At 67.7% G+C, this 25,018-nt stretch carries 30 protein-coding genes; 13 read left to right on the top strand and 17 right to left on the bottom strand.

Annotated features, from left to right (window positions below):
• Positions 1–59: 59 nt before the first annotated feature.
• The 4 genes from AAC067_RS04135 to AAC067_RS04120 all read right to left on the bottom strand — a co-directional run bounded on the left by AAC067_RS04135 (position 60) and on the right by AAC067_RS04120 (position 3,068).
• Positions 60–299: a hypothetical protein gene (locus AAC067_RS04135; RefSeq protein ID WP_339929855.1), complete on the bottom strand. Its 240-nt coding sequence runs from the start codon at positions 297–299 to the stop codon at positions 60–62.
• Positions 296–1,138, bottom strand: a complete 843-nt coding sequence (gene fghA / locus AAC067_RS04130) for an S-formylglutathione hydrolase (RefSeq protein WP_339929854.1) — start codon at positions 1,136–1,138, stop codon at positions 296–298. Before fghA ends, AAC067_RS04135 begins: the two co-directional genes overlap by 4 nt.
• 153 nt (positions 1,139–1,291) lie before the next feature.
• Positions 1,292–1,675 (bottom strand): VOC family protein, encoded by a 384-nt coding sequence (locus AAC067_RS04125; protein ID WP_339929852.1) that lies wholly within the window; start codon positions 1,673–1,675, stop codon positions 1,292–1,294.
• Positions 1,676–1,961: 286 nt separating this feature from the next.
• A complete protein-coding gene (locus tag AAC067_RS04120) occupies positions 1,962–3,068 on the bottom strand; it encodes an S-(hydroxymethyl)glutathione dehydrogenase/class III alcohol dehydrogenase (protein WP_339929850.1) in 1,107 nt (368 codons plus the stop codon).
• Positions 3,069–3,261: 193 nt separating this feature from the next.
• On the opposite strand from AAC067_RS04120, the gene AAC067_RS04115 reads away from it, so the two are divergent.
• Positions 3,262–3,975 carry an NAD-dependent deacylase gene (locus AAC067_RS04115; protein WP_339929848.1) on the top strand — a complete coding sequence of 238 codons (714 nt, stop codon included), beginning with the start codon at positions 3,262–3,264 and terminating at the stop codon, positions 3,973–3,975.
• Between the two features lie 78 nt (positions 3,976–4,053).
• Here the strand turns inward: AAC067_RS04115 and AAC067_RS04110 are convergent, their stop codons facing one another.
• Positions 4,054–4,860 carry an RNA methyltransferase gene (locus tag AAC067_RS04110; protein WP_339929846.1) on the bottom strand — a complete coding sequence of 269 codons (807 nt, stop codon included), beginning with the start codon at positions 4,858–4,860 and terminating at the stop codon, positions 4,054–4,056.
• 152 nt (positions 4,861–5,012) lie between these two features.
• The gene (locus AAC067_RS04105; RefSeq protein ID WP_339929844.1) at positions 5,013–6,047 is read right to left on the bottom strand and encodes a S1/P1 Nuclease; all 1,035 of its coding nucleotides are present in this window, start codon (positions 6,045–6,047) and stop codon (positions 5,013–5,015) included.
• A gap of 132 nt (positions 6,048–6,179) precedes the next feature.
• Here AAC067_RS04105 and AAC067_RS04100 point away from each other — a divergent pair, with 132 nt between their 5' ends.
• The gene (locus AAC067_RS04100) at positions 6,180–7,550 is read left to right on the top strand and encodes a M28 family peptidase (RefSeq protein ID WP_339929842.1); all 1,371 of its coding nucleotides are present in this window, start codon (positions 6,180–6,182) and stop codon (positions 7,548–7,550) included.
• 2 nt (positions 7,551–7,552) lie between these two features.
• Here AAC067_RS04100 and AAC067_RS04095 read toward each other — a convergent pair whose 3' ends face one another.
• Positions 7,553–8,227, bottom strand: coding sequence for a nitroreductase family protein (locus AAC067_RS04095; RefSeq protein WP_339929840.1), 675 nt, complete (start codon positions 8,225–8,227; stop codon positions 7,553–7,555).
• Between the two features lie 211 nt (positions 8,228–8,438).
• Between AAC067_RS04095 and AAC067_RS04090 the strand changes: the two genes are divergently transcribed.
• On the top strand, positions 8,439–8,975 hold the full coding sequence (locus AAC067_RS04090; RefSeq protein ID WP_339929838.1) for a 3D domain-containing protein: 537 nt from the start codon (positions 8,439–8,441) through the stop codon (positions 8,973–8,975).
• Between the two features lie 87 nt (positions 8,976–9,062).
• On the top strand, positions 9,063–9,794 hold the full coding sequence (locus AAC067_RS04085; protein ID WP_339929836.1) for a hypothetical protein: 732 nt from the start codon (positions 9,063–9,065) through the stop codon (positions 9,792–9,794).
• Between the two features lie 109 nt (positions 9,795–9,903).
• On the opposite strand, the gene AAC067_RS04080 is transcribed toward AAC067_RS04085, so the two are convergent.
• The 3 genes from AAC067_RS04080 to AAC067_RS04070 form a co-directional block, all read right to left on the bottom strand.
• Positions 9,904–10,227 (bottom strand): Mpo1-like protein, encoded by a 324-nt coding sequence (locus AAC067_RS04080; protein WP_339929834.1) that lies wholly within the window; start codon positions 10,225–10,227, stop codon positions 9,904–9,906.
• 46 nt (positions 10,228–10,273) lie between these two features.
• Entirely contained in the window at positions 10,274–12,019 is a 1,746-nt protein-coding gene (locus tag AAC067_RS04075) for an ATP-binding protein (RefSeq protein WP_339929832.1), read from the bottom strand.
• Between the two features lie 79 nt (positions 12,020–12,098).
• On the bottom strand, positions 12,099–12,629 hold the full coding sequence (locus AAC067_RS04070) for a hypothetical protein (RefSeq protein ID WP_339929830.1): 531 nt from the start codon (positions 12,627–12,629) through the stop codon (positions 12,099–12,101).
• A gap of 155 nt (positions 12,630–12,784) precedes the next feature.
• Between AAC067_RS04070 and AAC067_RS04065 the strand changes: the two genes are divergently transcribed.
• Positions 12,785–12,994 carry a flagellar hook protein FlgE gene (locus AAC067_RS04065; RefSeq protein ID WP_339929828.1) on the top strand — a complete coding sequence of 70 codons (210 nt, stop codon included), beginning with the start codon at positions 12,785–12,787 and terminating at the stop codon, positions 12,992–12,994.
• A gap of 20 nt (positions 12,995–13,014) precedes the next feature.
• Here the strand turns inward: AAC067_RS04065 and AAC067_RS04060 are convergent, their stop codons facing one another.
• Positions 13,015–14,274, bottom strand: a complete 1,260-nt coding sequence (locus AAC067_RS04060) for a tetratricopeptide repeat protein (RefSeq protein WP_339929826.1) — start codon at positions 14,272–14,274, stop codon at positions 13,015–13,017.
• Positions 14,275–14,421: 147 nt separating this feature from the next.
• Between AAC067_RS04060 and AAC067_RS04055 the strand changes: the two genes are divergently transcribed.
• Positions 14,422–15,915: a S41 family peptidase gene (locus tag AAC067_RS04055; RefSeq protein WP_339929824.1), complete on the top strand. Its 1,494-nt coding sequence runs from the start codon at positions 14,422–14,424 to the stop codon at positions 15,913–15,915.
• Positions 15,916–15,919: 4 nt separating this feature from the next.
• Here AAC067_RS04055 and AAC067_RS04050 read toward each other — a convergent pair whose 3' ends face one another.
• A complete protein-coding gene (locus AAC067_RS04050) occupies positions 15,920–16,624 on the bottom strand; it encodes a winged helix-turn-helix transcriptional regulator (protein ID WP_339929822.1) in 705 nt (234 codons plus the stop codon).
• Positions 16,625–16,684: 60 nt separating this feature from the next.
• Between AAC067_RS04050 and AAC067_RS04045 the strand changes: the two genes are divergently transcribed.
• From AAC067_RS04045 to AAC067_RS04025, 5 genes are all read left to right on the top strand, one after another.
• Complete coding sequence (locus AAC067_RS04045) at positions 16,685–17,104, top strand: VOC family protein (RefSeq protein WP_339929820.1); 420 nt, start codon at positions 16,685–16,687, stop codon at positions 17,102–17,104.
• Between the two features lie 15 nt (positions 17,105–17,119).
• Positions 17,120–17,578, top strand: coding sequence for an SRPBCC family protein (locus tag AAC067_RS04040; protein ID WP_339929818.1), 459 nt, complete (start codon positions 17,120–17,122; stop codon positions 17,576–17,578).
• Positions 17,575–17,727, top strand: a complete 153-nt coding sequence (locus tag AAC067_RS04035) for a VOC family protein (RefSeq protein ID WP_339929816.1) — start codon at positions 17,575–17,577, stop codon at positions 17,725–17,727. The genes AAC067_RS04040 and AAC067_RS04035 overlap by 4 nt, the downstream gene beginning before the upstream one ends.
• A 136-nt stretch (positions 17,728–17,863) precedes the next feature.
• Positions 17,864–18,211, top strand: coding sequence for a DUF1428 domain-containing protein (locus AAC067_RS04030; protein WP_339929814.1), 348 nt, complete (start codon positions 17,864–17,866; stop codon positions 18,209–18,211).
• Positions 18,212–18,281: 70 nt separating this feature from the next.
• Positions 18,282–19,622: an NAD(P)/FAD-dependent oxidoreductase gene (locus tag AAC067_RS04025; RefSeq protein ID WP_339929812.1), complete on the top strand. Its 1,341-nt coding sequence runs from the start codon at positions 18,282–18,284 to the stop codon at positions 19,620–19,622.
• Here the strand turns inward: AAC067_RS04025 and AAC067_RS04020 are convergent.
• On the bottom strand, positions 19,583–20,029 hold the full coding sequence (locus tag AAC067_RS04020) for a helix-turn-helix domain-containing protein (RefSeq protein WP_339929810.1): 447 nt from the start codon (positions 20,027–20,029) through the stop codon (positions 19,583–19,585). The genes AAC067_RS04025 and AAC067_RS04020 overlap by 40 nt on opposite strands.
• Before the next feature lie 77 nt (positions 20,030–20,106).
• On the opposite strand from AAC067_RS04020, the gene AAC067_RS04015 reads away from it, so the two are divergent.
• Positions 20,107–20,517 carry an MFS transporter permease gene (locus AAC067_RS04015; RefSeq protein WP_339929808.1) on the top strand — a complete coding sequence of 137 codons (411 nt, stop codon included), beginning with the start codon at positions 20,107–20,109 and terminating at the stop codon, positions 20,515–20,517.
• Positions 20,517–20,726, top strand: a complete 210-nt coding sequence (locus AAC067_RS04010) for a GDCCVxC domain-containing (seleno)protein (RefSeq protein WP_339929806.1) — start codon at positions 20,517–20,519, stop codon at positions 20,724–20,726. The genes AAC067_RS04015 and AAC067_RS04010 overlap by 1 nt, the downstream gene beginning before the upstream one ends.
• Positions 20,727–20,748: 22 nt before the next feature.
• On the opposite strand, the gene AAC067_RS04005 is transcribed toward AAC067_RS04010, so the two are convergent.
• The 4 genes from AAC067_RS04005 to kaiC are packed head-to-tail and all read right to left on the bottom strand — an operon-like array spanning position 20,749 to position 24,788.
• Positions 20,749–22,386, bottom strand: a complete 1,638-nt coding sequence (locus tag AAC067_RS04005) for an ATP-binding protein (protein ID WP_339929804.1) — start codon at positions 22,384–22,386, stop codon at positions 20,749–20,751.
• Positions 22,387–22,415: 29 nt separating this feature from the next.
• Positions 22,416–22,739 carry a circadian clock KaiB family protein gene (locus AAC067_RS04000; protein ID WP_339929802.1) on the bottom strand — a complete coding sequence of 108 codons (324 nt, stop codon included), beginning with the start codon at positions 22,737–22,739 and terminating at the stop codon, positions 22,416–22,418.
• A gap of 1 nt (position 22,740) precedes the next feature.
• The gene (locus AAC067_RS03995) at positions 22,741–23,070 is read right to left on the bottom strand and encodes a circadian clock KaiB family protein (protein ID WP_339929800.1); all 330 of its coding nucleotides are present in this window, start codon (positions 23,068–23,070) and stop codon (positions 22,741–22,743) included.
• A complete protein-coding gene (kaiC, locus tag AAC067_RS03990; RefSeq protein WP_339929798.1) occupies positions 23,067–24,788 on the bottom strand; it encodes a circadian clock protein KaiC in 1,722 nt (573 codons plus the stop codon). Before kaiC ends, AAC067_RS03995 begins: the two co-directional genes overlap by 4 nt.
• Between the last annotated feature and the right edge of the window lie 230 nt (positions 24,789–25,018).

Here is a 25,018-nt window from a genome sequence, read left to right as displayed (position 1 = left end):
CTGCCAAACCCAAGGCTGGGCGGGTAATTTCGTTCCCGGATCGCCGCGACCGAACCGGCTCAGGTCTCGGGCAGGTTGGCCTTCAGACAGGCCCGCACCTGACGCCGCAGCTCGCCTGGCGATGAGGCCATGTCGATGCCCTCGGCCTCCAGCACCGCCTTGACCGCCGCATCCAGCCCGTTGGGCAGGGCGGCGATGACCTTCACCTCGGCCTTGGGGTGCAGGCACAGACCCAGCTCGACGCACAGGGCCGAGAACATCGGGGTGTAGTCGGGGGTCGCTTCGGGGGTCGTGGTCATCGGCTGACGGCCTCCAGCCGCCGGGCGTGAAACGCCACATGGTCGGCGATGAAGCTGGCCATGAAGAAATAGGAATGGTCGTAGCCGGGCTGCATCCGGATGGTCAGCGTCTGTCCGACCGCGTCTGCCGCAGCCTGTAGCAGTTCCGGCTTCAATTGCTCGACCAGAAACGGATCGGCGTCGCCCTGGTCGATCAGGATGTCGTCAAAACACCCCTCGCCCACCCCGGACTCGATCAGCCGCGCCGCGTCATGCTCGGCCCACACCGCCCGATCCTCGCCCAGATAGGCCGTAAAAGCCTTCTCGCCCCACGGGCACCGCGTCGGCGAGGCGATCGGCGCGAAGGCCGAAACCGATCCGAACAGGTGCGGATGCCGCAGCGCCAGCGTCAGCGCCCCGTGCCCGCCCATCGAATGGCCGCTGATCCCGCGCGCCTTCGTCGTCGGAAACGCCGCGTCGATCAGCCCGATCAGCTCGCCGGTGACATAGGACTCCATGCGGAAATGCTCCGCCCACGGGGCCTCGGTCGCGTCGACATAGAAGCCCGCCCCCTGTCCCAGATCATAGGCCGGGTCATCCGCGACACCCTCCCCGCGCGGCGAGGTGTCGGGCGCGACGATGATCACCCCATGCTCGGCCGCGGCCCGATAGGCCCCGGCCTTGGTGGTGAAATTGTCCTCGGTACAGGTCAGGCCCGACAGCCAGATCAGCACCGGAAACGGACCCTCTCCCGGCGGCACGAACACCGACAGGGTCATCGGCGTGCCGGTCGTGGCGCTGTCGTGTTTCAGATAACGGAGGGTGCCGCCGTGGACCTGATGCTGCTTGATGGTTTCCATAGTTTTCCGCTCATCCCGGCGAAAGCCGGGACCCAGTTCTGTCCAGCGTGACGCCGGCGTTTCAGGACATCGTTCCGAGCAGCTTACCGGGACCGATCCTCCAAAGCACTGGGTCCCGGCTTTCGCCGGGATGAGCGGATGGAATATCGAGTGTCACCCAACCCGGTGCAGGGCGCAGATCTTGTTGCCGGACGGGTCGCGCAGATAGGCCAGATGCAGGGTGCCGAACGCCCCCTGGCGCGGGCCGGGCGGATCCTCGATGGCCGTGCCACCCGCGGCGATCCCGGCGGCCTGGAAGGTGGCGACCGCCTCCGGATCCGCGGCAGCAAAGCCGATGGTGCCGCCGTTGGCGTGGCAGGCCGGCTCGCCGTCGATCGGCCGGGTGATGGCGAAGGCCCCGCGCGGCGTGCGCCACCAGAAGCGGCCCTTCTCGTCCGGCCCGCTGGCCGCGGCGACGCCCAGCGCCCCCAGCGCCGCGTCATAGAATTTCCGCGACGCCTCGATGTCGTTCGCGCCGACGGTCATGTGGGTGAACATGGTTGGCCCCCTCGACTCGCAGTGCCCGCGAGTTTCCTTTCGAGACTAACCCCAAGCTCACCACCTTGTCATCCCGGAAGCCGCGCAGCGGCTATCCGGGACGAAGACAAATCTTATCGACCCTCCCGGTCAGACCGCAGGGCTGAACCGGGAGCCGGTTTAAGCCGTAGAGGCTATGCGATATTCACGCTTGGTCCGGTTCGCCCGGCGACCGGACCTACGAGCCGACTGAACGATGCGTCCCGGATAGCCGCTGCGCGGCTTCCGGGATGACAAGCGCTGGGTATCAGAACACCACCACGGACCGGATGCTCTCGCCCGCATGCATCAGGTCAAACGCCTCATTGATCCGCTCCAGCGGCAGCGTATGCGTGATCATCGGGTCGATCTCGATCTTGCCGTCCATATACCAGTCGACGATCTTCGGCGTGTCGGTGCGCCCGCGTGCCCCGCCGAAGGCCGAACCGCGCCAGACCCGGCCGGTGACCAGCTGGAACGGGCGGGTCGAAATCTCCTTGCCCGCTTCGGCCACGCCGATGACGATACTCTCGCCCCAGCCGCGATGGCAGGCCTCCAGCGCCTGACGCATCACCGTGGTGTTGCCGGTGCAGTCGAAGGTGTAGTCGGCCCCGCCGCCGGTCAGCTCGACCAGATGGGCGACCACATCGGTCACCTCTTTCGGATTGACGAAATGGGTCATGCCGAAGCGCCGGCCCCACTCCTCCTTATCCGGGTTGACGTCGACGCCGACGATCATGTCGGCCCCGACCATCTTCAGACCCTGCAGCACGTTCAGGCCGATACCGCCCAGACCGAACACCACGCAGTTGGCCCCCGGCTCGACCTTGGCCGTATTGACCACCGCGCCCACGCCCGTGGTCACGCCGCAGCCGACGTAGCAGGCCTTGTCGAACGGCGCGTCCTTGCGGATCTTTGCCACTGCGATCTCGGGCAGGACGGTGAAATTCGAGAAGGTCGAACAGCCCATATAGTGATGGATCGCCTGGCCCTTGTAGCTGAACCGGCTGGTTCCGTCGGGCATCAGCCCCTTGCCCTGGGTGCCGCGGATGGCGGTGCACAGATTGGTCTTGCGGCTCAGGCAGCTTTTACACTGGCGGCATTCCGGCGTGTACAGCGGGATCACATGATCGCCGACTTCCACTGAGGTCACGCCCGGCCCCACCTCGACCACCACGCCCGCACCCTCATGGCCGAGGATCGAGGGAAACAGGCCCTCGCTGTCCAGCCCGTCCAGCGTATAGGCGTCGGTGTGGCAGATGCCGGTGGCCATGATCTGGACCAGCACCTCCCCGGCGCGCGGCCCCTCCAGATCGACCTCGACGATCTCCAGCGGACGTTTGGCCTCAAAGGCAACGGCGGCGCGGGTTTTCATGGGGCGGGCTCCGATCACTTTCCCTCTCCCCTTGCGGGAGAGGGTGGCGGGCCGGGCGCAGCCCGGACTGACGGGTGAGGGGTCGCACTGGTCGCCGTGAGATTCAAGACTCTTCGATCGTCGATGTAACCCCTCATCCGACCCGCTGCGCGGGCCACCTTCTCCCGCAAGGGGAGAAGGGCTCTAATGGCGCATGACCCACAGAAACCTCGTCATCCTCACCGGAGCCGGCATCTCGGCCGAGAGTGGCGTGCCCACCTTCCGGGCCGACGACGGTCTTTGGCTGGGGCACCGGATCGAGGATGTGGCCACGCCCGAGGCCTTCGCCCGCGACCCGGCCCGGGTCCAGGCCTTCTACAATGACCGCCGCCGCCAGCTGCCGACCGTGCACCCCAATGCCGCCCATCAGGCCCTGGCCGAACTGGCGGCGCGCTGGCACGGCAAGATTCTGCTGGTGACCCAGAATGTCGACGACCTGCACGACCGGGCCCATGCCGCGACGCCGCCCGGGCCCGGGTTCGACCTGATCCATATGCATGGCGACCTGCTGAAGGCGGTCTGCACCGCCACCGGCCGGGTCTGCGACTGGCCCGGCGACCTGGCCACGGACGAGGCCTCGCCCCACCACCCGGCAGGCCGGCTGCGGCCGCACATCGTCTGGTTCGGCGAGATGCCGCTGCAGATGGACCGGATCGAGGCGGCACTGGCGCATTGTGACCTGTTCATCTCGATCGGGACGTCGGGTGCGGTCTGGCCCGCTGCCGGCTTCGTCGAGACGGCCGCCCGGGCCGGGGCGCGGACGGTCGAACTCAATCTGGAACCGTCACTGGGTCGCAGCCGATTCGACGAGGGCCGCTATGGTCCGGCGACCGAGGTGGTGCCGGGATTTTTCAGCGACCTGATCTGATCCTCCCCTTCAGGGGGAGGTGGCGCGACGCGCAGCGTCGTGACGGAGGGGGCCTGCCCGCACCGCCGACGGATAGGTTCAGCCCCCTCCACCGCTTCGCGGTCCCCCTCCCCCGTTGGGGGAGGATTTCTGAGCCGCCAGCTTGGCCAGCACCCGGCCGCGGCCCTTCGACAGCGCCGTGATCACCCCCCGGAACGTCGCCGCCTCCTGGTCAGTGAAGGCGGCGCGGCCAAGCATGACGCGCAGGTTCTGCACCATCGACGGCCGCTTTTCGGGCGGGTGGAAGAAGCCACCGGCGTCCAGTTCCCGCTCCAGATGTTCGTACATCCCCAGCAGGGTCTCGCCCGTGGCCGGGGGCTCGCCTTCGCGGAAGCGCGGCGGCGGGGCGTCGAGGATCAGGGTGCGCCACTCATAGGCGTTGATGGCCACGGCCTGGGCCAGATTCAATGATTGATGGCGCGGATCGATGGGGATGGTAACGATGCCCTGGCACAGCGCGATGTCGCTGGTCTCCAGCCCGGCCCGCTCGCCGCCGAACAACAGGCCGACGCCCAGGCCCGAGGTGCGGTCATCATACAGCACCCGCGCCGTCTCGCGCGGGGTGCGCACCGGCTGGCGCGTGCCACGCGACCGGGCCGTGGCCGCATAGACGGTGTGCAAGTCGGCCACGGCGTCGGCGACGCTGTCGAACACCTTGATGCCGTCCAGCACCCAGTCCGCGCCCGAAGCCATGGCCCAGGCCCGCTCCTGCGGCCAGCCGTCACGCGGCTGGACCAGACGCAGGTCGGTCAGGCCGAAATTGGCCATCACCCGCGCCACCGCGCCGATGTTCTCGGCCATCTGCGACTTGTCGAGAATCACCACTGGTGGGGAAGGTTCACTCAATTCCGCTCATCCCGGCGAAAGCCGGGACCCAGTCCTGTCCAGCTTGACGCCTGTGTTTCAGGGCGACCGTTACTGCGATCGCCCAGGTCCGATTGCCCAAAAGCACTGGGTCCCGGCTTACGCCGGGATGAGCGGAAAAGAAAAGCCCGAACTCAGTCCTCACCGTACATGGCCAGCCACGGATCGGCGGTGCCCGCCTCGACCTCGGCCACCTTGACGGTCGGCCAGCCGATCGAGTCGTCAGCGGAGTCGCGCCAGGCCAAGATGAACAAATCGCGCAGTTCGCCCGCTCCGGCCGCCAGCCGCGCCGTAACAAAGGCCGCCCCACGCGCGTCGGACTCGCGGAAGCCGCCGGCCTTCTCCAACACATAGAAGGGCCGGACCTCTGCCAGCGTGGTTTTCAGATAGGCGGGCACCCGGGTGCGCATGTCGAACCCGTCCAGCCGCGGGGCGGCCATGGCCCGCTCCACCGCATCCAGACGGGCGACGCGCGCGGTGAACGCCCCCTCAAAGTCGCCGTGGGTCTGGCGCGAGGTGGTGAAACCCTCCGGATTGGGCACATCCCGCGACCAGCCATTGTAGTGGATCGTGGTGTGGTGCGGCTGCGAGCCGTCGCCGACATAGTGACCCAGATAGCCCATGTCGCGCAGGATCAGGGCTTCGCGGCGCAGCCGGTCCTCACGGTACCAGGCCCGTTTGCCGGGATCGCTCTCGCGTGCCTCAGCGGCGTTCAGCACCCGCCAGGTGGCGAAGTCGCGCACCAGCTGCTGATAGCCGTCCCAGATGGCATAGGGCAGATAGCCGGCGTCATCGACGTCCAGTCCCGCCGCCGTCAGCGCCGCATCATATTCCGACTTCAGGCGCGGCAGGGCGTCGATGGCCATACCGCGCGCATCCATCACCTGCGCACTCTCATCCATGTCGATGAAATGGGCGGTGTCGCGTTCGCGGTCGTGCGGCTGACCGCCCCCCTTGGTCCGGTCTGGTTCGCGCGCCAGCTCGCCGACCTCGGCCACAGCCCCGGGCGTGCGCAGAAAGGCGGGCAGTTCGTCCGGCAGGGCCCGCATCGCGGCCACGCCGATCAACCGGTGGCCGGTATTGCCCCAGGCGGACACGCCGGCCGGTACCATCAGGGCGGCAGCGCCCAGCGTCAGCGCAGCGGACAGGGCGAGGGCGATACGCTTCATCAGAGATCTCCGCGTCAGGACGACTGCGGTCGGGGTAAATCCGCACCGTCACCGCGTCCAGCGGATTATTGCCCCATCTTGACCGCGGCCCGTCGCCCGGGTGAGGGATCAGCGATCATCCCGGAGATTTCCATGTTCCCGCGCCGCCTCATCCTTGCCGCCGCCGCCCTGGCCCTGTTGGCCGCCCCGGTCCGGGCCCAGACCGCCCCACCGGTGGTCGATCCAGCCTGGGTCGCCGCCCATGAGGCCTTCCTCGCCGGGGACGCCCTGCGCGGACGCGGCAGCGCCACCCACGACGAAGCCGTGGCCGCCGCCTATGTCGCGTCGCAGTTCCAGGGCTTCGGCCTGAAGCCCGCGCCGGGCATGGACGGCTACACCCAGACGGCCCCCGTGGTCCGCACCACGCCGTCGGCCACGGGCAACCTCGCCATAGGCGGCATGGTCCTGTCCCGGGGCGGGGGGCTGGGCCTGCTGTCCGGCGGTGACGCAGCGATGCGCGGACCGGTCGAGGTGTTCACCGGCACGAATCCCGCGACCCTGCCCGAATCGGAGATCGTGATGATCACCCCGCCCGAGGGGCCTGCGGTCGGCGGCTGGATCAACGCCGCCTACCGCCGGGGTAGCCGGCTGGTGATCCTGCGCGAGACCGCGACCCTGCGCGATGCCGTGGCCCGGGCGTCATCCGCTCGCCCGACCGTCGCCCTGGCCGGAGCCGAGGCGCGCCCGCCCCTTACCGTGCTGGTGGTGCCGACGGCCATCTACGACCGGATGGCGCTGATGCCCGGCACCGGCGCGGTCTGGGCCCCCGGCCCGGCCCATATCGAGGAGACCGTGACCACCAATGCCATCGGCTGGCTGCCGGGCACCGACCCCGACGCGGGCGTCATCCTGATCGCGGCCCATCTGGATCATCTGGGCGTGCGCGCTGACGGTACCATCATGCACGGGGCCAATGACGACGCCTCAGGCGTCACCGCCGTGCTGGAACTGGCTAGAGCCCTGTCGCACGGCGAGCCGCACCGGCGCGGTATCCTGTTCGTCGCCTATGGCAGTGAAGAGGTCGGGGGCCTCGGCTCACACTGGTTCGGCGATCATCCGCCCGTGCCCCTGAGCGATATCGTCGCCAATCTGGCAATCGAGATGATCGGGGCCCAGGACCCGAACATGCCGGACGGGGTGATGATGATGACCGGGTTCGAGCGCTCGACGCTGGGGGCCGCCCTGCGGGATCAGGGCGCCCTGATCGCACCGGACCTGTATCCCGAGCAGAATTTCTTCGAACGCTCCGACAACTACCAGCTGGCCGTGCGCGGCGTGGTCGCCCACACCATCTCGGGCTGGGCCGTGACCCCGACCTATCATACGGCCGGGGACGACATCGCCAACCTCGACATCCCCTTCATGACCCGGGCCATCCAGTCGCTGGTCGCGCCGCTGCGCTGGCTGGCCGACAGCGACTTCCGGCCCGACTGGACCCCGGGCGGCCGCCCCGAGCGGCGCTAGACTCAGATCCAGGCGGCGATGGCGTCCAGCGGCTTCTTGTCCAGCGCCGCGACCGGCACGGTGGCGTCGGCGGTAGGATGTCCGGCCACCAGCAGCAGGAACGGCTTGTCCCCGACCGGGCGACCGCAGATGTCGGCCAGAAAGCTCATCGGGGCCGGCGTGTGGGTCAGGGTCGCCAGTCCGGCCTGGTGCAGGGCCGCGATCAGCAGGCCGGTGGCGATGCCGACACTCTCGGTGACGTAGTAGTTCTTCTTGTCGTCACCCGGCTTCGGCCCGCCGCGCTTCTGGCCGAAGATGGCGATCAGCACTGGAGCGACTTCCAGAAACCCCTTGTCGGGATCGGTGCCCAGCGGGGCCAGCGCGTCCAGCCATTCCTGCGGGGCCTTTTCGGTATAGAATTCCCGCTCCTCGGCCTCGGCGGCGGCGCGGATGCGGGCGCGGGCCTGCGGGCTGTCGATGACACTGAAGAACCACGGCTGGTGATTGGCCCCCGACGGGGCCGAACCCGCGGTCAGCAGGGCCTGCTCGACCACCGCGCGCGGCACGGGCCGGTCCGAGAAATCGCGCACCGTGCGCCGCCGGGCCATGGTCTCGCGAAAGGTCGTCACCGCCGCCAGCGCCGCCGCCGGATCGATCGCGTCATAGCCGGTCAACGGTACGGCGGGGTGGTCACGCATGGGCAGGCTCCGGAACATCGAGAGTCCGGGTCTAAACGATGCCGGTCACCGCCTCCAGCCACCCGAGCCAGGGCCCCTCAGAACGGAAAAAGGATAAGCATCAGTTGTGGACAGACCGTCGCAGCCCGTTTCCGTGTCTGTCATTTTGCCACATTTCACAGCAAAAACCCGCCATCGGCGCGTCAGGCCGAGGTCACGACGAGTCGAATCCATGACGGCTGCCGCCGCTGCACTGGCCCTTATCTGGGCCCTGGCTTTTCCGGCCGTCGCGGGACCTGCGTCCTACGACTCCGTGGTCGCCTCTGAAACCGCCGCAGCGGCAGAAGGTTCCGTCACCGACCTCAGTCCTGAACAGATCGAACTGATGGCCGGCGATCCCGACTGGCGCGCCTCGGCGCGCCTCTATCATGCCGGTGGTGGTGGCGCGACGGGCAACGATTCGCTCGGTTGCCGTCCAATTCCGATGCGCACCGTGGCCGTCGATCCCCGCGTCATCCCGCGCCGCACCCGGCTGTTCATCCGCGAGACCGTGGGCCTGCGCCTCGCCGACGGCACCGTGCACGACGGTTACTGGTACGCCTCCGACACCGGTGGCGCGATCAAGGGGGCCAAGGTCGACCTCTACACCGGCCACGGCCGCGGCTCGATGCAGCCGATCATGCGCCTCAACATGCGCACCCTGTCGATCGCCGAGGCCGGCCGTTTCGACGGCTGCCCGCCCGCCTGGGACAGCGCCGACGCGGGCTGATACCGGCCTCCGGTCTCAGCGACCAGTTCAAATATTGATGTTCTGCCACCGACCGCTACAATAGGCCTCCGCTTGACGGAGGTGACGATGCGGTACGTTTTCCCGGCGACAACGGTTATCGCGGCCCTGGCGCTCAGCGCCGCCGCCCTCGCCCAGACTCCACAGCCGTCACAGACCGACCCCCGGGCGGCTCCCGTCACCGCCCCCATGACCGAGCGCACCGAACAGCTGGGCTACCGCAGCCGTCGCGGGCCCAGCCTGTTCCGGCCGGGCTATGAGGTCGGCGAGTTCACCGGCTCGACCGCGATGCGTTCGTCCAGCACCCGGCTGCCGTGGCAGTCGCGCGACATGGCCACGGCGGAATTCTCCATCAACCTGCCCGGCGGCGAGGTGACGGCCAGTTGCGGCGGCGGCGAGAGCCACCGCGAGATTCTGGGCATCACCTTCGACCGCGAGCCGATCAGCTATGACTGCGAGTATGGCGGCGCGGCCCCGGCCGATGCGGGCATGGGGCTGGCCCTGTCGCGCGGCACCTTCCTGCGCCGCCTGCAGCAGCCCCAGCGCGCCGGGACCCTGACGTGGAACGGCGTCACCCTGCGGGCCGAGACCCACCGGATCGGTGGCCTGCCCTTCGGCGGCGGTCAGGTGATGGGCTATGTCGTCACCCGCGACGGCGTCGAGATCGGCGGGCTGGACATCAACCGCATGCGCCCGGCCTTCTACCTGCCGCCGCAGGGGTCACCGGATCGCGAAGCCGTGGCCGTCTTCCTGCTGAGCCTGTATTTCTTCCAGGACCCTGCCAACCGTAATCCGCGCTAGAGTGAAGTCGGTCGGGTTGGACGCACTCCAATCCGGCTCAGATTTCGCTCCAGTTTGAATCTGGACCATTTTTTGGATTCGGGTCGATCCGACCCGAAACAAAAATGGTCTAGAATCTGCGCCGGCCGCTGACCGTCTCGAAGAACAGTCGCCAGTCGCCCATCAGGCTCCACAGCGGGTATTTGAACGTCGCCGGGCGGTTCTTCTCGAAGAAGAAATGCCCGACCCAGGCGAAGCCGTAGCCGACCAGCGGCATGCCCAGCAGCCACCAGCCGTTGCGCGTCACCAGGGCGGTGATGAAGATGACGATGACCAGAGCCGTGCCGACCACGTGAATCCGGCGGCAGGTCCGGTTCGAATGCTCGTGCACATAGTAGGGATAGAAGGCCGAAAAGGTCTGGAAGCGTCCGCCCGCCGGCTGTTGCGTGCTCATCGTCGAAGAATGCCCCTCGCCCCGGCCCGAGGCAAGCGCCCGGCCACTAGACCGCCACGGCGACGTCCGGGACCGCTGTCTCCCCGATCGAGACGGCGTTGATGGCCTGAAGCAGCGACGCGGGGGTGATCGGCTTCGCCAGATGGGCGTCCGCGCCGACCAGCCGACCGGCCTTCACATGTTCCGGCATGGCGTTGGCCGTCAGCATGATGATCGGTGTGCGCGAACCGGCCGTCCGCGCCTCGGCGGCCCTGATTTCAGCCACCGCGGTCATGCCGTCCATCACCGGCATCTGCATGTCCATCAGGATCAGGTCATAGACCCCGACGGCGTGGGTCTGCACCGCCTCAAGGCCGTTGGTCACCGCCGTGACCTCCATGCCCGCGCCCCTCAGGATAATCTCGACGACGCGAAGATTGGTGGGATGGTCATCCGCGACCAGCACGCGCGTGATGGCATGGGCTGAACCCGACAGGGGTGCCGCAGCTTCCGCTTCGGCGGCCTCGGTGACCGGCAGGCTAACCTCGAACCAGAAGACCGAACCGGTGCCGGGCGTGCTGTCGCAGTCTATGGTGCCGCCCATCATCTGGGCCAGATGTTTGGATATGGCCAGGCCCAGACCGCTGCCGCCGAAGCGACGCGTGATCGAGCCGTCGGCCTGCTGGAACCGGTCGAACAGACGGGCCTTAACCGCCGGTTCGAAGCCGACGCCCGTGTCCGAAACCGCGAAGCGCAGCTGCCCTTCAGGCCCCGCCGTCAACGTTAGTCGCACCTCGCCCGCCGCGGTGAATTTCACCGCATTGGACACCAGATTGATGACCACCTGCCGGACCCGCACCGCATCTCCGGAATAGGCCCGGTCGGTCGCCGGATCGATCTCGACCTGGATCGGCAGGCCCTTTTCGTCCGCGCGCGGACGGCACAGGGCGGCGACGGTGCGGACCAGTTCGCCGGCATGGAACGGGGCCGACTCGATCTCGAGTTGTCCCGCCTCGACCTTGGCCAGGTCGAGAATGTCGGACAGCAGCCGCTCCAGCATCTCGCCCGAACTACAGATCATCCGCGCCGCCTCCTGCTCACGCGGCGGCAGGTCGGCCTCGTCCAGCACATGGGCCATGGCCAGCACGCCGTTCAGCGGGGTGCGGATCTCGTGGCTCATATTGGCCAGGAACTCCGACTTGGCGACACTGGCCGCCTCGGCCTCCTGCCGTTTATCGGCCAGGGCGCGGTTGGTCACCTGCAGCGCCCGGTCGGTCTTCCAGGCGTTCAGGGCCGAGCTGGCGGCAAAGGCCACGATCAACGCCATCGACCAGATAAGGCCGAGCTCATTGGTAAAATTCGGTACGGTGAAGGGCAGCACCAGCAAGGTCACCGCCGGCGGTACGCCCGTTGTCAGCATATGCACCAGCGACCGGTGGCAGCCGCGCACCACGTACAGCAGCACGCCGCTGGTCAGGGCCACCGCCACTACCCGGCTGGTCTCACCCGGTGCCCACCACCACAGCCAGCCGATCGTCACCCAGGCGCAGGTCGACACCGCCGTCGCCACCAGCCGCACACTGCGGAAGAACACCGGACCTCGGGCCTGTCGTTGCGGATCGGTCGAGATCCACAGCGCCGTGTCACCGATCAGATAGATGGTCATCCAGACCAGCAGCGAGGCCAGCGGAATGGCGGTCAGACCGGTCAGGAATACCAGCACGCTGATGACGATACGGCCGCCGGCCTGCTTGCGGGTGTCAACGGCCGTCTGATCGAACGCCGCATCAAAGCCGAGTACCGAGAGATTCATCGCAATATCCAGTCCATCGTCCCTCATGCACGCGAGCGATGAAGTCCGGATTAATATCGCGGCAGACGGGCACCGGCCCTCACCCCTCGCGCACCGGCTCCGGCCCCAGCAGGCGACGCAGCAGCGGCCACAGCTTGACCCAGGCCGAGACCACCCCGATCACCGAGGCCACCCCCTGGAAGAAGGCCCAGACCGTATCGACCAGCGCCCCGCCGAACACCCACCCGGTCAGCGGCAACAGCAGCCGGGAAATGCCGATCTGCACCGCCGCATAGGTCTGCGAATACTCGATCGACCGGTCCAGCACGAAGGCGATCGACACCGCCGCCGCCATCGGTCCCCACAGCAGCGGCAGGACCAGCAGCAGCGCCAGAACCAGCAGGATCAGCTTGGTCCCGACCGTCTCGCCCGACATCAGGCTCAGCACCAGACCCGCCCCCATCGCCAGCAGCACGGCCGCCAGGGTCACCGGCAGCACCATGTCGACCGCCACGATCAGGTCGGTGAACACCAGCCCCGCCAGCACCGCCGCCCCCGTCAGCAGGAAGCCACCGACCCACAGGGCCGCATACTGGCCCAGACGGCGTTTCAGATGGGCCAGGCTGATCATGGCGACACTCCTCGACGGCAGGCCCGCAGGATGCCGCGCCCCGCCCCGCGAGTCCATTGGCCGAACACTGCTCGTCCAGCCATTCACCATGCCTGTAGGCATCCTGTTCAGCCCGTGTCGGCCACAATGGCCCTCAGCCCACCGGGAGCCGCCCCATGCAAGCCTTCGCCATCGCCGCCGGCGGTATCGCCACCGCCACCGACCGTTTCGACGCCAGCGCCCGGCGCACGGCCGCCGCCCCGCTCGACAACCTGGCCGAAGAGATCGTCGAACGCCTCCAGTCCGAGGTCGCCCTCAAGGCCAATGTCGCCGTGCTCAAGACCGCCGATGACATGACCGGCACCCTGCTCGACATGCTGGCCTGACCGGACGGAGGCCGAACCACCTAGTCCACGAGAATTGAGGCGCACCCCGGATTGGGGCCGATCCGCTCCACATAGGTTCGACAGAGCTCACGCGCCCCGGAGCGGTCACCCTGGCGATCCAGCAGCGCGGCCAGCCCGGATGTGCCCGCCGGGTGGAACGGGGTCGCGGCGAGAACCCGGCGATACCAGGTCTCGGCCGCGTCTGGCCGTCCTGCCTCCTCGTAGCGTCGGGCGATCAGGATACCGGTCTCGGATTGCCAGGGGCGGACCCGGGGGGCCTGGGTTTCATGAACCCGGCTCATGGCCGCATAGGCACGCTCGAACCAGACGATGGAGCCCGTCCGGTCCCCCTGAATTTCCATCAAATCGGCCCGGTTGATCATCGCCCCCCAGGCGTCGGGATCGAGCGCGATCGCCCGGTCGTAAGCCATTCGTGCCACCTCGAAATCCTGCTGGGCGGCTGCAACCAGGCCCAGAGACTGCTGCGCGAAGGCATCATCCGGTTTCAGGGTTACCGCCCGCTCGGCCAGCGATCGCGCGCGGTTCAGTCGGGCCAGAGCCGCCGGCGTGCCGGTTCGACCCGTGGCCATGGCCGCACCCAGCGTCGTGCGACTGAATTCGGTCTCCCCCGGATCGCCCGGCCAGCGGATCACCGTCTGGACCAGGGTGTTGGACAGTCCCGCCAGAGCCGATGACGCATCCGGATCAAGCGCGACAGCCCTTTCGTACAACGTCCGGGCCGCCTGATTATCCGCCCGGCTGTACTGGAAATAGAAGTCGTGGGCCTGCTGGGTCAGCCGCGCGGCCTCCGCGCCGTCCGGTGTCGCTGTGGACCCGGGACCGAGGGCCAGGGCACCGATTACGACCAGCCCGGCCCCGACAAGTCCGGCGGCCGCAATCAGCCATCGTCGCCGATGGCCTACCCGGGCAGGCCGGGCCACCGGTTCTGCGCCGGAGCCCACGGGCTCGACGGCAGCGACCAGCCGGTAGCCCCGCTTGGAAATGGTTTCGAGGTAGCGCGGCTGCCGGGCTTCATCACCCAGCGCGGTACGAAGCTTCGAGATGCAGCGGGTCAGGGTGTCTTCGCCGACGGTGACCCCCGGCCAGACGCTCGCGAAAATCCGCTCCCGCCCGAACACCTGTCCGGGACGGGACGCGAGCAGCACCAGAACATCCATCATCTTCGGCTCGACGGCCCGGACCTCACCGTTACGGGACAGTCGCCCGAGCGCCGGCTCAACGGTCCACTCGCCGAGGCGAAAGGGGGCGCCACCGGCCACCACGGCCGTCTCCGGCCGGATCGCGTCCGGGCGGGCTTCATCAGGAAAACAGGATGTTTCCATCATTCCCTTATAGGCCTGTGCCGAACAGAAGAGCACCATCGCGAACCCGTCACCGACCGGTTCCGCACGTTTTTCCGGGGAGCGATGATGCCGAAATTGCTGACGGGCCTGTTGGTGGCCGTTCTGTCTCTGACCTTAACGACCGTCGCCCGGGCCACGCCCCGGTCTGACGCATCACCGCCTGCGACCGATACGATCGGGGCCGCCGTGATCCGGGCCGATTTCGAAGCCCTGTATAGCGGCCTGCGTCAGGCCCACTACGATCTTTATGTCCACACGCCACAGGCGGAGTATGACCGTCTGTATCAGCAGACCCTGGCGTCATTCGACCGCCCCCTGAGCCTGTTCGATATCCGCATCCGCTTTCAGCGGTTCGTCGCCGCGGGCCGCGTGGCCCATGCCAACATCGCCTTCCCCGGTGAGGATTTCGGCACCTACCGTCAGGCGGGCGGCACAGCAATTCCGATCACCGTCGCCATCGATGACGGGCACATCTACATTGAGGATAATCAGTCGGGAATTGCCGGACTCGACCCCGGCGACGAGATCGTGAGCCTGAACGGCATCTCCGCGTCGGACTGGCTGACCCGTCTGGGGCGCAACATTTCCGCCGACACCGACTACCTGAATCAGGCTCTGGTGGAGCTGATGTTCCGGCCCCTGCTCTGGCTTGAAGCCGGCTCACCCGAACGGTTCCGGATCACGCTGCAGAAGCCGGATGGACGACAGGTGGAGGTCGAGATCCCGGCCCTGACGATGGCCGAAACCCAGACCTTCGCCGACGCCAACCCGGGCACAGGCACGCTGTCACTGGATCATTCCGACCGCATCGCGCGCCTCATGGACGGTGGCATCGCCTATCTGCGACCGGGCCCCTTCTACAACGCCACGCCCGGCGCGGACTCCTTTGACGCCACCACCTTTCACGCCTTCATCGATGAGGCGTTCGCGAGCTTCATCGCGGCAGGGGCCGGCGATGTGCTGATCGATCTCCGGCAGAACCCGGGCGGCTACGACAGCTTCAGCAATGCCATGATCGCCTGGTTCGCTGACCAGCCCTTCCATTTCGCCTCGGACCTGCGGATCAAGGTCAGCCCCCAGGCCGTGGCCGAGAATGCCGAGCGGGTCGCAGCCGGAGCCGGCGCGGGCGACGACACCTCGCTGCGCTTGGCCGCCGCCTATGCCACGGCTCAGCCCGGCGACGTCATTCACTACGACGTCCCCCTGATCCAGCCGCGACCGTCGGGTCGGTACGCGGGTCGGGTCTGGGTGCTGGTGGATCGCTATTCGTTTTCCAACGCCGTCAATGTCGCCGCCGTCATCCAGGATTACAGCTTCGGCCGGGTGCTGGGCGAGCCGACGGCCGATCTGGCCACGACCTACGGGGCCATGGAGCATTTCACCCTGCCCCGCACCGGCATCACGGTGGGCTTCCCCAAGGGCCATATCATCCGGCCCAACGGCACCCTCAAGGCGGCCGGCGTGACACCGGACATCCTGATCCCGACACCGCGCGTCGAGGGCCGTGATGACCCGGTCCTGATCGCCGCGCTGCGGGCCATCGCCGACAACCCCTGACGAGTCAGCACCCGGCCTTGGGCGGAAGGGTGAAGAAGGTCTGGAACGCTTCAGCCAGGGCACGGTCGCCCGCGATCCGGATCGCGCCCCCCGCCTCGAGCGCCTCCAGCGGCACCTTGCCGTAGACATAGCCCGCCATCGCTTCCGGCGTGGTCACGAAGGTCACGTCGGCGTCGTCGATCTCGCCCCGCACCGGCGTCAGCACACCGCCGGCGATGCGGACGCGGAAACTTTCCTCGCCCAGCTGGAAGCCGACGGTCATCGCCGCCTCACCCGCCACATCGGCCTGGAACATCGTCCGGAACGACAGCATCAGCGACGTCTTCGACAGCGGCAGGGTCGGATCGTGATCCGGTGAGCGCGCCGCCCATCCGCCCAGCACCATCAGCAGCTGATCCGCCTCATAGCCCCATTCCGTCAGCCCATAGACCTGCACCGAGGCCGGGGGCGGCAGTTTGGATCGCTCCACGATGCCGTGCCGCTCCAGCGTCTCCAGCCGCTGTGTCAGCACATTGGCGCTGATTCCCGGCAGGGCGGCGCGGATATCGCCGAACCGACGCGGTCCGAACATCATCTCGCGCAGGATCATCAGCGACCACCGCTCGCCCACCAGCTCCAGCGCGTGGGCCGTGCCACAGGCGTCGTCATACCAGCGACGCGACGCCCCTGCAGATCCGGAAACCTCCTTGGTTATTTTTTCTAACTTCATGGTTGCCATTCCTAACCGATGGTGGCACGAATGGCAAATCAGAAGGAAGGGAAAGCCCCCATGTCACGCATGATTTTCGTCAATCTGCCGGTCACCGACCTGGCCCGTTCGATCGCCTTCTATGAGGCGGCCGGGGCGACGCAGAACCCGCAGTTCAGCGACGCGCGCACCATGTGCATGGTGTTCTCAGACACCATCTACGTGATGCTGCTGACACACAGCCGGTTCGCCGAATTCACCGCCCGACCGATCGCCGACGCCCACGCCTCGGTCCAGGTGCTGCTGGCCCTGTCGGCCGATGACGCGGCCCAGGTCGACACCGTCGTCGACGCCGCCGGTGCCGCGGGCGGCCAGGCCGACCCCAATCCCAAACAGGATCTCGGCTTCATGTACGGCCGCAGCGTCGCCGACCCCGACGGTCACATCTGGGAAGTCACCTGGCTGGACGTCGAGGCCGCCACCGCCGAACACGCCGCCTGAACCGGAGCCCAATCCATGTCCGACCCCCACGAACTCAGCGTCACCCGTCTGATCAAGGCCTCGCCCGAGACCGTCTGGCGCATCTATACCGGACGCACCCGCGACTGGTTCTGTCCCCGTCCCTGGACCACGCCCGAGGTCGACTGGGACCTGCGTCCCGGCGGCCGTGCCGACGTTGTGCTGGCCTCGCCCGAGGGCGAGCGTCACCCCTACCGCGGCGTCTTCCTCGAGGTGGTCCCCAACCGCAAACTGGTCTCGACCAGCGCCATGACCGAGGGCTGGGTGCCGCAGCCGGGCGAGATGAATTTCATCCGCACCGACACCTTCGAGCCCGAGGGCGACGACACCCGCTACACCGCCCGCGCCCGACACTGGGACGAGAAGGCCGCCCAGGCTCACCGCGACATGGGTTTCGAACAGGACTGGACCGCCGTCACGGAACAGCTGGCCGAACTGGCGGAGGCCGCGCAATGACCGACAAGATCGTTCCCTGTCTCTGGTTCAACGGCGACGGCGAGGCGGCTGCAGCCTTCTACGTGTCGCTGTTGCCCGACAGCCGTATCGACCGTGTCATGCGCGCGCCGGTCGACACCCCCTCCGGCCCCGCCGACGGAGCCGATTGAACCCCACGACCCCGCCTGCCCAACCCCCGCGCTCAAACAACGAGCGACCGCGTCGCTCGTGTTAGCGCTGAACCCCGTGATCAAGCAGCGAGCGACCGCGTCGCGAGCGATAGCACCCAAAAAAGGAGACCTTCCCATGCCCTTCCTCGACATCACCGTCATCCCGGTCCCCAAGGCCAACAAGGCCGCCTATCTGGAGCATTCCCACGCCTCCACCCCGATCTTTAAGGAGAACGGGGCGACCCGGGTCACCGAGACCTGGGGCGAGGACATTCCGGACGGCAAGGTCACCGATTTCAAAAAGGCGGTTCAGCTCAAGGACGATGAAACCGTCGCCGTCGGCTGGATCACCTGGCCCGACAAGGCGACCCGCGACGCCGGCTGGGAAAAGATGATGCAGGACGAACGCCTGTCCGCCATGTCCATGCCGTTTGACGGCAAACGCATGATCTTCGCCGGCTTTGACGTGTTGCTGGACGGGTGACTTTGCCCCCCGCCGCATAAATCGGAACGAACCCGGGAACCCGTAGCCGGTAGAGGTTCGTTCCGACCTTATGGACTATGACCTCGCCATCATCGGCTCCGGCACCGCGGCCTCCGTCGTCGCCGGTCGCGTTCGCAAGGCGGACTGGACGGTGGTGATGATCGATCACCGCCCGCTGGGCGGGACCTGTGCCCTGCGCGGTTGCGACCCCAAGAAGATGTTGCTGAGCGGAGCCGAAGCCGTTGATCAAGCGGTCCGGCTTCACGGCCACGGCGTCGCCGGCGACACCCGCATCGACTGGCAGGACCTGATGCGCTTCAAGCACAGCTTCACCGACCCGGTCCCCGACAAGAACGAGGCCCGCTGGGACAAGGCCGGCGTCGATGTTCTGCATGGCCGGGCCCGCTTCACTGGCCCGAACCGGCTCGATGTCGCCGGTACCGCAGTATCGGCCCGCCACATCGTCATCGCCGCCGGGGCCGAGGCCGTCGCCCTCGACATTCCCGGCAACGAGTTGACCATCACCAGCGAGGAATTCCTCAACCTCGAACGCCTGCCGCGCCGGATCGTTTTCATCGGTGGCGGCTACATCTCGGCCGAGCTGTCCAACATCGCCTCCCGGGCCGGCGCGCAGGTGACCATCCTGCAGCGCGGTGATCGCCTGCTGACCGGTTTCGACCCTGATCTGGTCGGCTGGCTGACCGAGGGATTCATCTCGGCCGGCATAGACGTTCGTCTCGGCGCGACGGCGACCATGGTTGAGCGGGGCGGAGACGATTACCGGGTTCACGCGAAGGGCCAGGATGGAGACACCACCGTCGAGGCGGATCTGGTCGTCAACACCGCCGGACGACGACCGGCTCTGGATGACCTGGGCCTGACGGAGGGCAGTGTGGCCGTCGACGACGGTCGGCTCAAACTGAACGAATGGCTGCAGAGTGAGTCCAATCCAGCCGTCTATGCCGTGGGCGATGCGGCAGAGACCGGCCCCCCGCTGACGCCCGTTTCCGCTCATGACGGCCATGTGGTCGCCCACAATCTGCTGAAGGGAAACGATCGTCGCCCGAACTACCGTGGCGTCCCCAGCGCGGCCTTCACCCTGCCGCCGATCGCGGCCGTCGGCCTGTCCGAGGCCGAGGCCCGGACCCTGGGCCGACCGGTGACGGTGAAAAGCGAACACACGCCGGGCTGGTTCACCGCCCGTCGTCTGGCCCAGCCGGTCTATGGCTACAAGACCATCGTCGATCCGGAGACGGACCGGATTCTGGGGGCCCATCTGGTCGGCCCGGCCGCCGACGAGGTCATCAACATCTTCGCCCTGGCCATCCGGCACGAGCTGACGGTGGCCGACCTCAAGTCGACCATGTTCGCCTATCCGTCCGCAGCCTCCGACATCGGCTCCATGCTCTGACCCTGCCGGGGGTCGTCCCCCAGCATCTCGATCAGGGGACAGGCGGGATCCGAATGGGTCGCGCACTGACGGACCGTCTCATCCAGAACCCCTTCCAGCCGCGTCAAATCGGCGATCTTGGCCCGCACCTCCGCCAGATGAGCGGTGGCCAGCACCTCGACCTGACTGCACGACAGGGCCCGGGTCCCGGACAGGCCGAGCAGGGCGCGCACATCATCGAGCGAGAACCCGAGCCCCCGCGCCCGGCGGATGAAAGTCAGATGCTTACGATGCGCGTCGGTATAGCTGCGGTGTCCACCTTCGGTCCGGTCCGGCGCGGGCATGACCCCGATCCGCTCGTAGAACCGGATGGTCTCGACTTTGACGCCGGCTCCGGTCGCCAGGGCACCGATCGAAAGTCGCGCCATGGTCGCCTCCTGAAATAAGGGCTTGAACCTGTAGTTACTACAGGGTGCAGGCTGGATTTCAAAGCAGGAGACCGCCCATGACCGCCGACCCGTCCGAACCGTCCCCGGGCTCGAACACCCGCCCCGCCGCCGTCGACGGCTGGAGCTTCGCCGCCATCGGGGCCGCCCTCGCGGCGATCCTCGCCTGGGCCGCCTGCTGTGTGCTGCCGCTAGGTCTGGCCGCCACCGGTATAACCCTGGCCGGCACCGCGGTGCTGGCCGATCAGCGCAGCTGGCTGACCCTGGCCGCTGCCGTGGTTCTCGCGGCCGGCTGGCTGATGACATGGCGACGGTGGCACCGGTCCCGGCTCAACCTGGGCTGTGCGCGTCCGTCCCGACTGAATGTGATCCTGCTGGCGGTGGCGACCCTGCTGCTGCTGGTCGCCCTGATCTGGCAACCGCTGCTGGAGCCGCCGCTGCTCAACGCCCTGCTCCGGAGACAGCCCTGATGACCGCCCTCACCGCCTCAACCCTCACCTGTCCGAACTGCGGCACGCAGACGACGGGCGAGATGCCGCTGGACGCCTGCATCTATTTCTTCGACTGCCCCGGCTGCGAAGCCCAGCTGAAGCCGCTCAGCGGTGACTGTTGCGTCTATTGCTCCTACGGCGACGTCAAATGCCCGCCGATCCAGGAGCAACGCGCCTGCTGCGCGTAGGCGGCGGCACCCGAAGCGCCCGTCAGTCCGTGAGCGCGGCCAACGCCTCGGCCAGGTCGCCTATGCGATAGGGCTTGGGCAGCAAGGCAATGCCCTCCGATTCGACCTCGCGCCGCACCGACTCGGCGAAGCCACTGGTCAACAGCACCGGCAGGTTCGGCCGCCGCCGGCGAACCTCGCGCGCCAGTTCGACCCCGTTCATGCCCCCCGGCATCATCACGTCGGAGAACACCAGATCGATGGTGCGACCGTCCGCCAGGGCCCCGAGGGCGGCCACCGCGCTGGCGGCGCGGATCACCTCATAGCCCAGCTGCGCCAGCATCTCGCCGACCAGCACGCCCACCTCGACGTCATCCTCGACCAGCAGGGCCACGCCGACCGAACCGGGCATGGCGCCGAACGCGGTGAAGGCGTGCTCGGACGTTGCCGTCGCCGCCGCCGGGGCGGCGAGCGAACGCGGCAGCAGGATCGAAATGGTCGTACCGACCCCGACCTCACTCTCGATCTTCAGGGTTCCGCCGGACTCCCGGGCGAAGCCATAGGCCTGGGCCAGGCCGAGACCGGACCCCTTGCCGATGTCCTTGGTGGTGAAGAAGGGCTCGCAGGCCCGGGCGATCACCGATTCCGGCATCCCTTCACCGGTGTCCGCGACCGTGATCTGCACGAACTCTCCGGTCAGGCCGTCCTCACCGGCGAGCCGGCGGTTGTCGCCGCCGACGGTGATACGCCCGCCGTCGGCCATCGCATCCCGGGCATTGACCGTCAGATTCAGCAGCACCAGTTCAAACTCGGTCGGATCAGCCAACACCGGCCACAGGTCCGGCGCGAAAGCCGTTCTCACCTGCACCGCGCCGCTCAGCGAGCGATCCAGCAGTTCGCGCATCTCGCCGACCTGGCGGGCGATGTCGATCGGTTCCGGCTCCAGCGCGTGGCGACGCGAAAAGGCCAGCAACTGCCGGGTCAGGCCGGCGCCGCGCTGGACCGCATTGCGCATGCCTGAAAGCAGACGCTCCCGGCGCGTCGGGTCGGGTCCCCGCGCCATCATATCCAGGCCGCCCGATATCACCATCAGCAGGTTGTTGAAGTCGTGCGCCACGCCGCCGGTCAGCTGGCCGATGGCCTCCATCTTCTGGCTCTGGCGCAGCAGGCCCTCGGTGTGGCGCTGTTCCGTCAGGTCGGTGACCACGCAGCACAGGGCCCCCTTGGGGCTGCCGGGCGCGGCGTCTCCCAGTTCGGAAAAGGTGAAATGAACAAGAAGCGCACCGCCGTGGGCCGCCTTGATCGCAATCTCGCCCTTGGCCGAACCCGCAGCGATCAGCGCCTCGAGAGCGGCGACCTCGGCCTCGGCGACAAAGTTCTGCAGCCGCGCGCCGACCACGCGGGTCGCCGGGACGCCGAGCAGGCCGGCGAGGCGGCGATTGCAGTACAGCACCGTCCCGTCCGCCATCAGGGTCAGGGCCCCTTCCTGCATCTGTTCGACGAGGATGCGATAGGTCTGGTCTGCGGTCTCCAGCGTATAGATCTGCGGCTGGCCGTCCCCGCCGCCGATCACCACCGCATCGACGTCGCCCGAACGGATCGCTTCGAGCGTTTCCTCGGCCTCTCTCAACCGCTCGCGCAGGCTCGCATTGTCCTGCGCCAGATCAGCGGCGTCCGGCATCGTCGCGGGAGGAAGGGAACGCCCCGTGCTCAATGCTCGCCCCCGATCTCGGGCAGCGCCTCCAGCCCCAGCCCCGCCAGCAGCCGGCCCCGGTCGGACAGGTCACCGATGATCCGGCGCATGGGCAGGGGGGTCATCTTGACGAGGGTCGGAGCCGCCAGGATCTGATGGTCAGCGGCCGCGCCGGGCTCCTGGTAGATGTCGATCACCTCCAGCTCATAGCGACCTTCCAGCCGCTCCTCGCACACCTGTCGCAGGTTGGTGATCGCCTTGACGGAACGCATCGTCGTGCCGGTCACATAGAGGCGCAACGCGTATTCGGCGGCCGGCGGGGGCTGGGGGTCAAGCATCATGTCACTGATCGGCCGGACGCAGGTCCAGCCCCACCAGCACCCGCTCGGTGTTGGACAGGTTGCCGATGATCCGCTTCAGCGGCGGCGGCAGGCGGCGCACCAGCGTCGGCACGGCCAGGATCTGGTCGCCCGCTGCCAGCTGCGGATGCTCCAGCAGATCGACCACCTCGATGCGGTAGCGCCCGGCCAGATGTTCCTCACAGATCGACTTCAGATTGCTCAGCGCCGCCGTCGACTTGGCCGTCTGCCCCGCCACATAGAGGCGCAGATTATAGTGGCCGTCATCGACCGCTTCCTCGGCGTTGTCGCCGATATGGTCCTCGAGAGTCATTCGGCGGCTCCGCGACGCACGGCCATGGCCGCCCTGTCTTCAGTGATGGAGCGCTCCTGGGCCTCATCCTGTTCCAAGGCCTCGCGCACGGCGTCCTCTTCGGCCTCCAGCTCGGCCTGCAGTTCGGCGATCTGACGCTCGACCACGCTGCGCTTGCGCTCGATCTCGCGCAGTGTGCGGCGGGTAGCCTGGGCGCGGCGCACCGTGTCCGAACGGTCCGCCGCCTCCTGGGCCAGCCGGGCCGAACCGGTCAGCACGCCGGCGCTGCCCAGATAGGCCTCGATCATCTCGATGCCCTCATCGCTCAGCTGGTATTCGCGGATCTGGTTAGAATGGCTCATGCCGCGCGACTTCAGCACATAGAGGCCGCGGTTGCGTTCACCGTTGGTCTCGATATGGACCAGCGACAGCCAGGTATCCATCAGCGACGACATGCCGATGTCGGTGGTGTCCGTGGCCTGGCCGCCCGACACCAGATTGGTCAGCAGCGCCGTGATACCCCGCGCCTTGAGCAGGTCGATGATGCGCAGCAGCGCCGAATTGACCTCGCCGTGTTCGCCGCGCAGCGACGAGATCGGGTCCAGCACCACCGCCGTCGGCTTGAACGATTCGATATCGCGATACATCCGCGCCAGATGCATCTCCAGCCCGTACAGACTGGGCCGGGCCGCATCGAATTTCAGCAGCCCCGCCTCGACCCACGGGGCCAGGTCCAGACCGACCGAGCGCATGTTGCGGATGATCTGGTCCGGCGATTCCTCAAAGGCGAAATAGATGCAGCGCTCGCCCCGGGCGCAGGCCGCGTCGACGAAGCGCGCCGCCAGACTGGTCTTGCCGGTCCCCGCCGTGCCCGAAATCAGCACGCTGGAGCCGCGATAGAAGCCGCCGACCCCCAGCATGGCGTCCAGCCCGTCGACCCCCGTCGACACCGTCTCGTCCGAGGTCGCATGGGCCAGCCCGGCCGACGTCACCGGCAGCACCGAAATGCCCTCGGCGTCGATCAGGAACGGATATTCATTGGTCCCGTGCGCCGAGCCCCGGTATTTGACCACCCGGATGCGGCGCGTCGAAATCTGGTTCTCGACCCGGTTGTCCAGCAGGATGACGCAGTCCGAGACATATTCTTCCAGCCCGTACCGGGTCAGGTCGCCGTCGCCGCGCTCGGCGGTGATGATGGCGGTCACCCCCTGCGCCTTCAGCCAGCCGAACAGCCGGCGCAGCTCGGCCCGCAGCAGCGGCGTGTCGCCCAGGCCGGCGAACAGCACCTCCAGCGTGTCCAGCACCACCCGCTTGGCCCCCACGGTCTTGATCGCGTGGCCCAGCCGCACGAACAGCCCCTCGAGGTCGTATTCGCCCGACTCCTCGATCTCGCTGCGTTCGACCCGGACATAGTCCATGACCAGACGCCCGTCGGCGATCAGCCCATCGAGGTCATAGCCCAGCGAGGTGACGTTGGCGGCCACGTCGCCGCTGGTCTCCTCGAAACTCATGAACACGCCGGGCTCGTCGTACAGCGTCGCCCCGTTGACCAGCACCGTCATGGCCAGCAGCGTCTTGCCACAGCCCGGCCCGCCGCAGATCAGCGTCGGCCGCCCGGCCGGAAGTCCGCCGAATGTGATCTCGTCGAACCCCATGACGCCCGTCGGTGCCTTGACCAGCCCCGACCCGGTTTTCGCGCCCGGCCCGTCCCCGTCCCGCCCCGTGGATGTACTAACCATCGATACTCAAAACTCTTCCCGGAACGACCACCGTCCCCGCGCGGACCATGAGCGACCCCCGCCAACGGTGCAAGACACTCAAGCTTTCCCTAGCCAAACGGTTCCACAGGGCCGCGTCGGGTCGACAAGGCCGCGTCGGGTCGACAAGGCGCAGCCTTGTGACCGCGGCCCAAAAAGAATGCCAATCCTCCCCCACAGGGGGAGGGGGACCATGCGCAGCATGGTGGAGG

This window comes from uncultured Brevundimonas sp., assembly GCF_963977465.1.
GTDB lineage: Bacteria > Pseudomonadota > Alphaproteobacteria > Caulobacterales > Caulobacteraceae > Brevundimonas.
The sequence above is the reverse complement of the archived record's forward strand: the minus strand, read 5'-3'. Positions and strand labels throughout refer to the sequence as shown.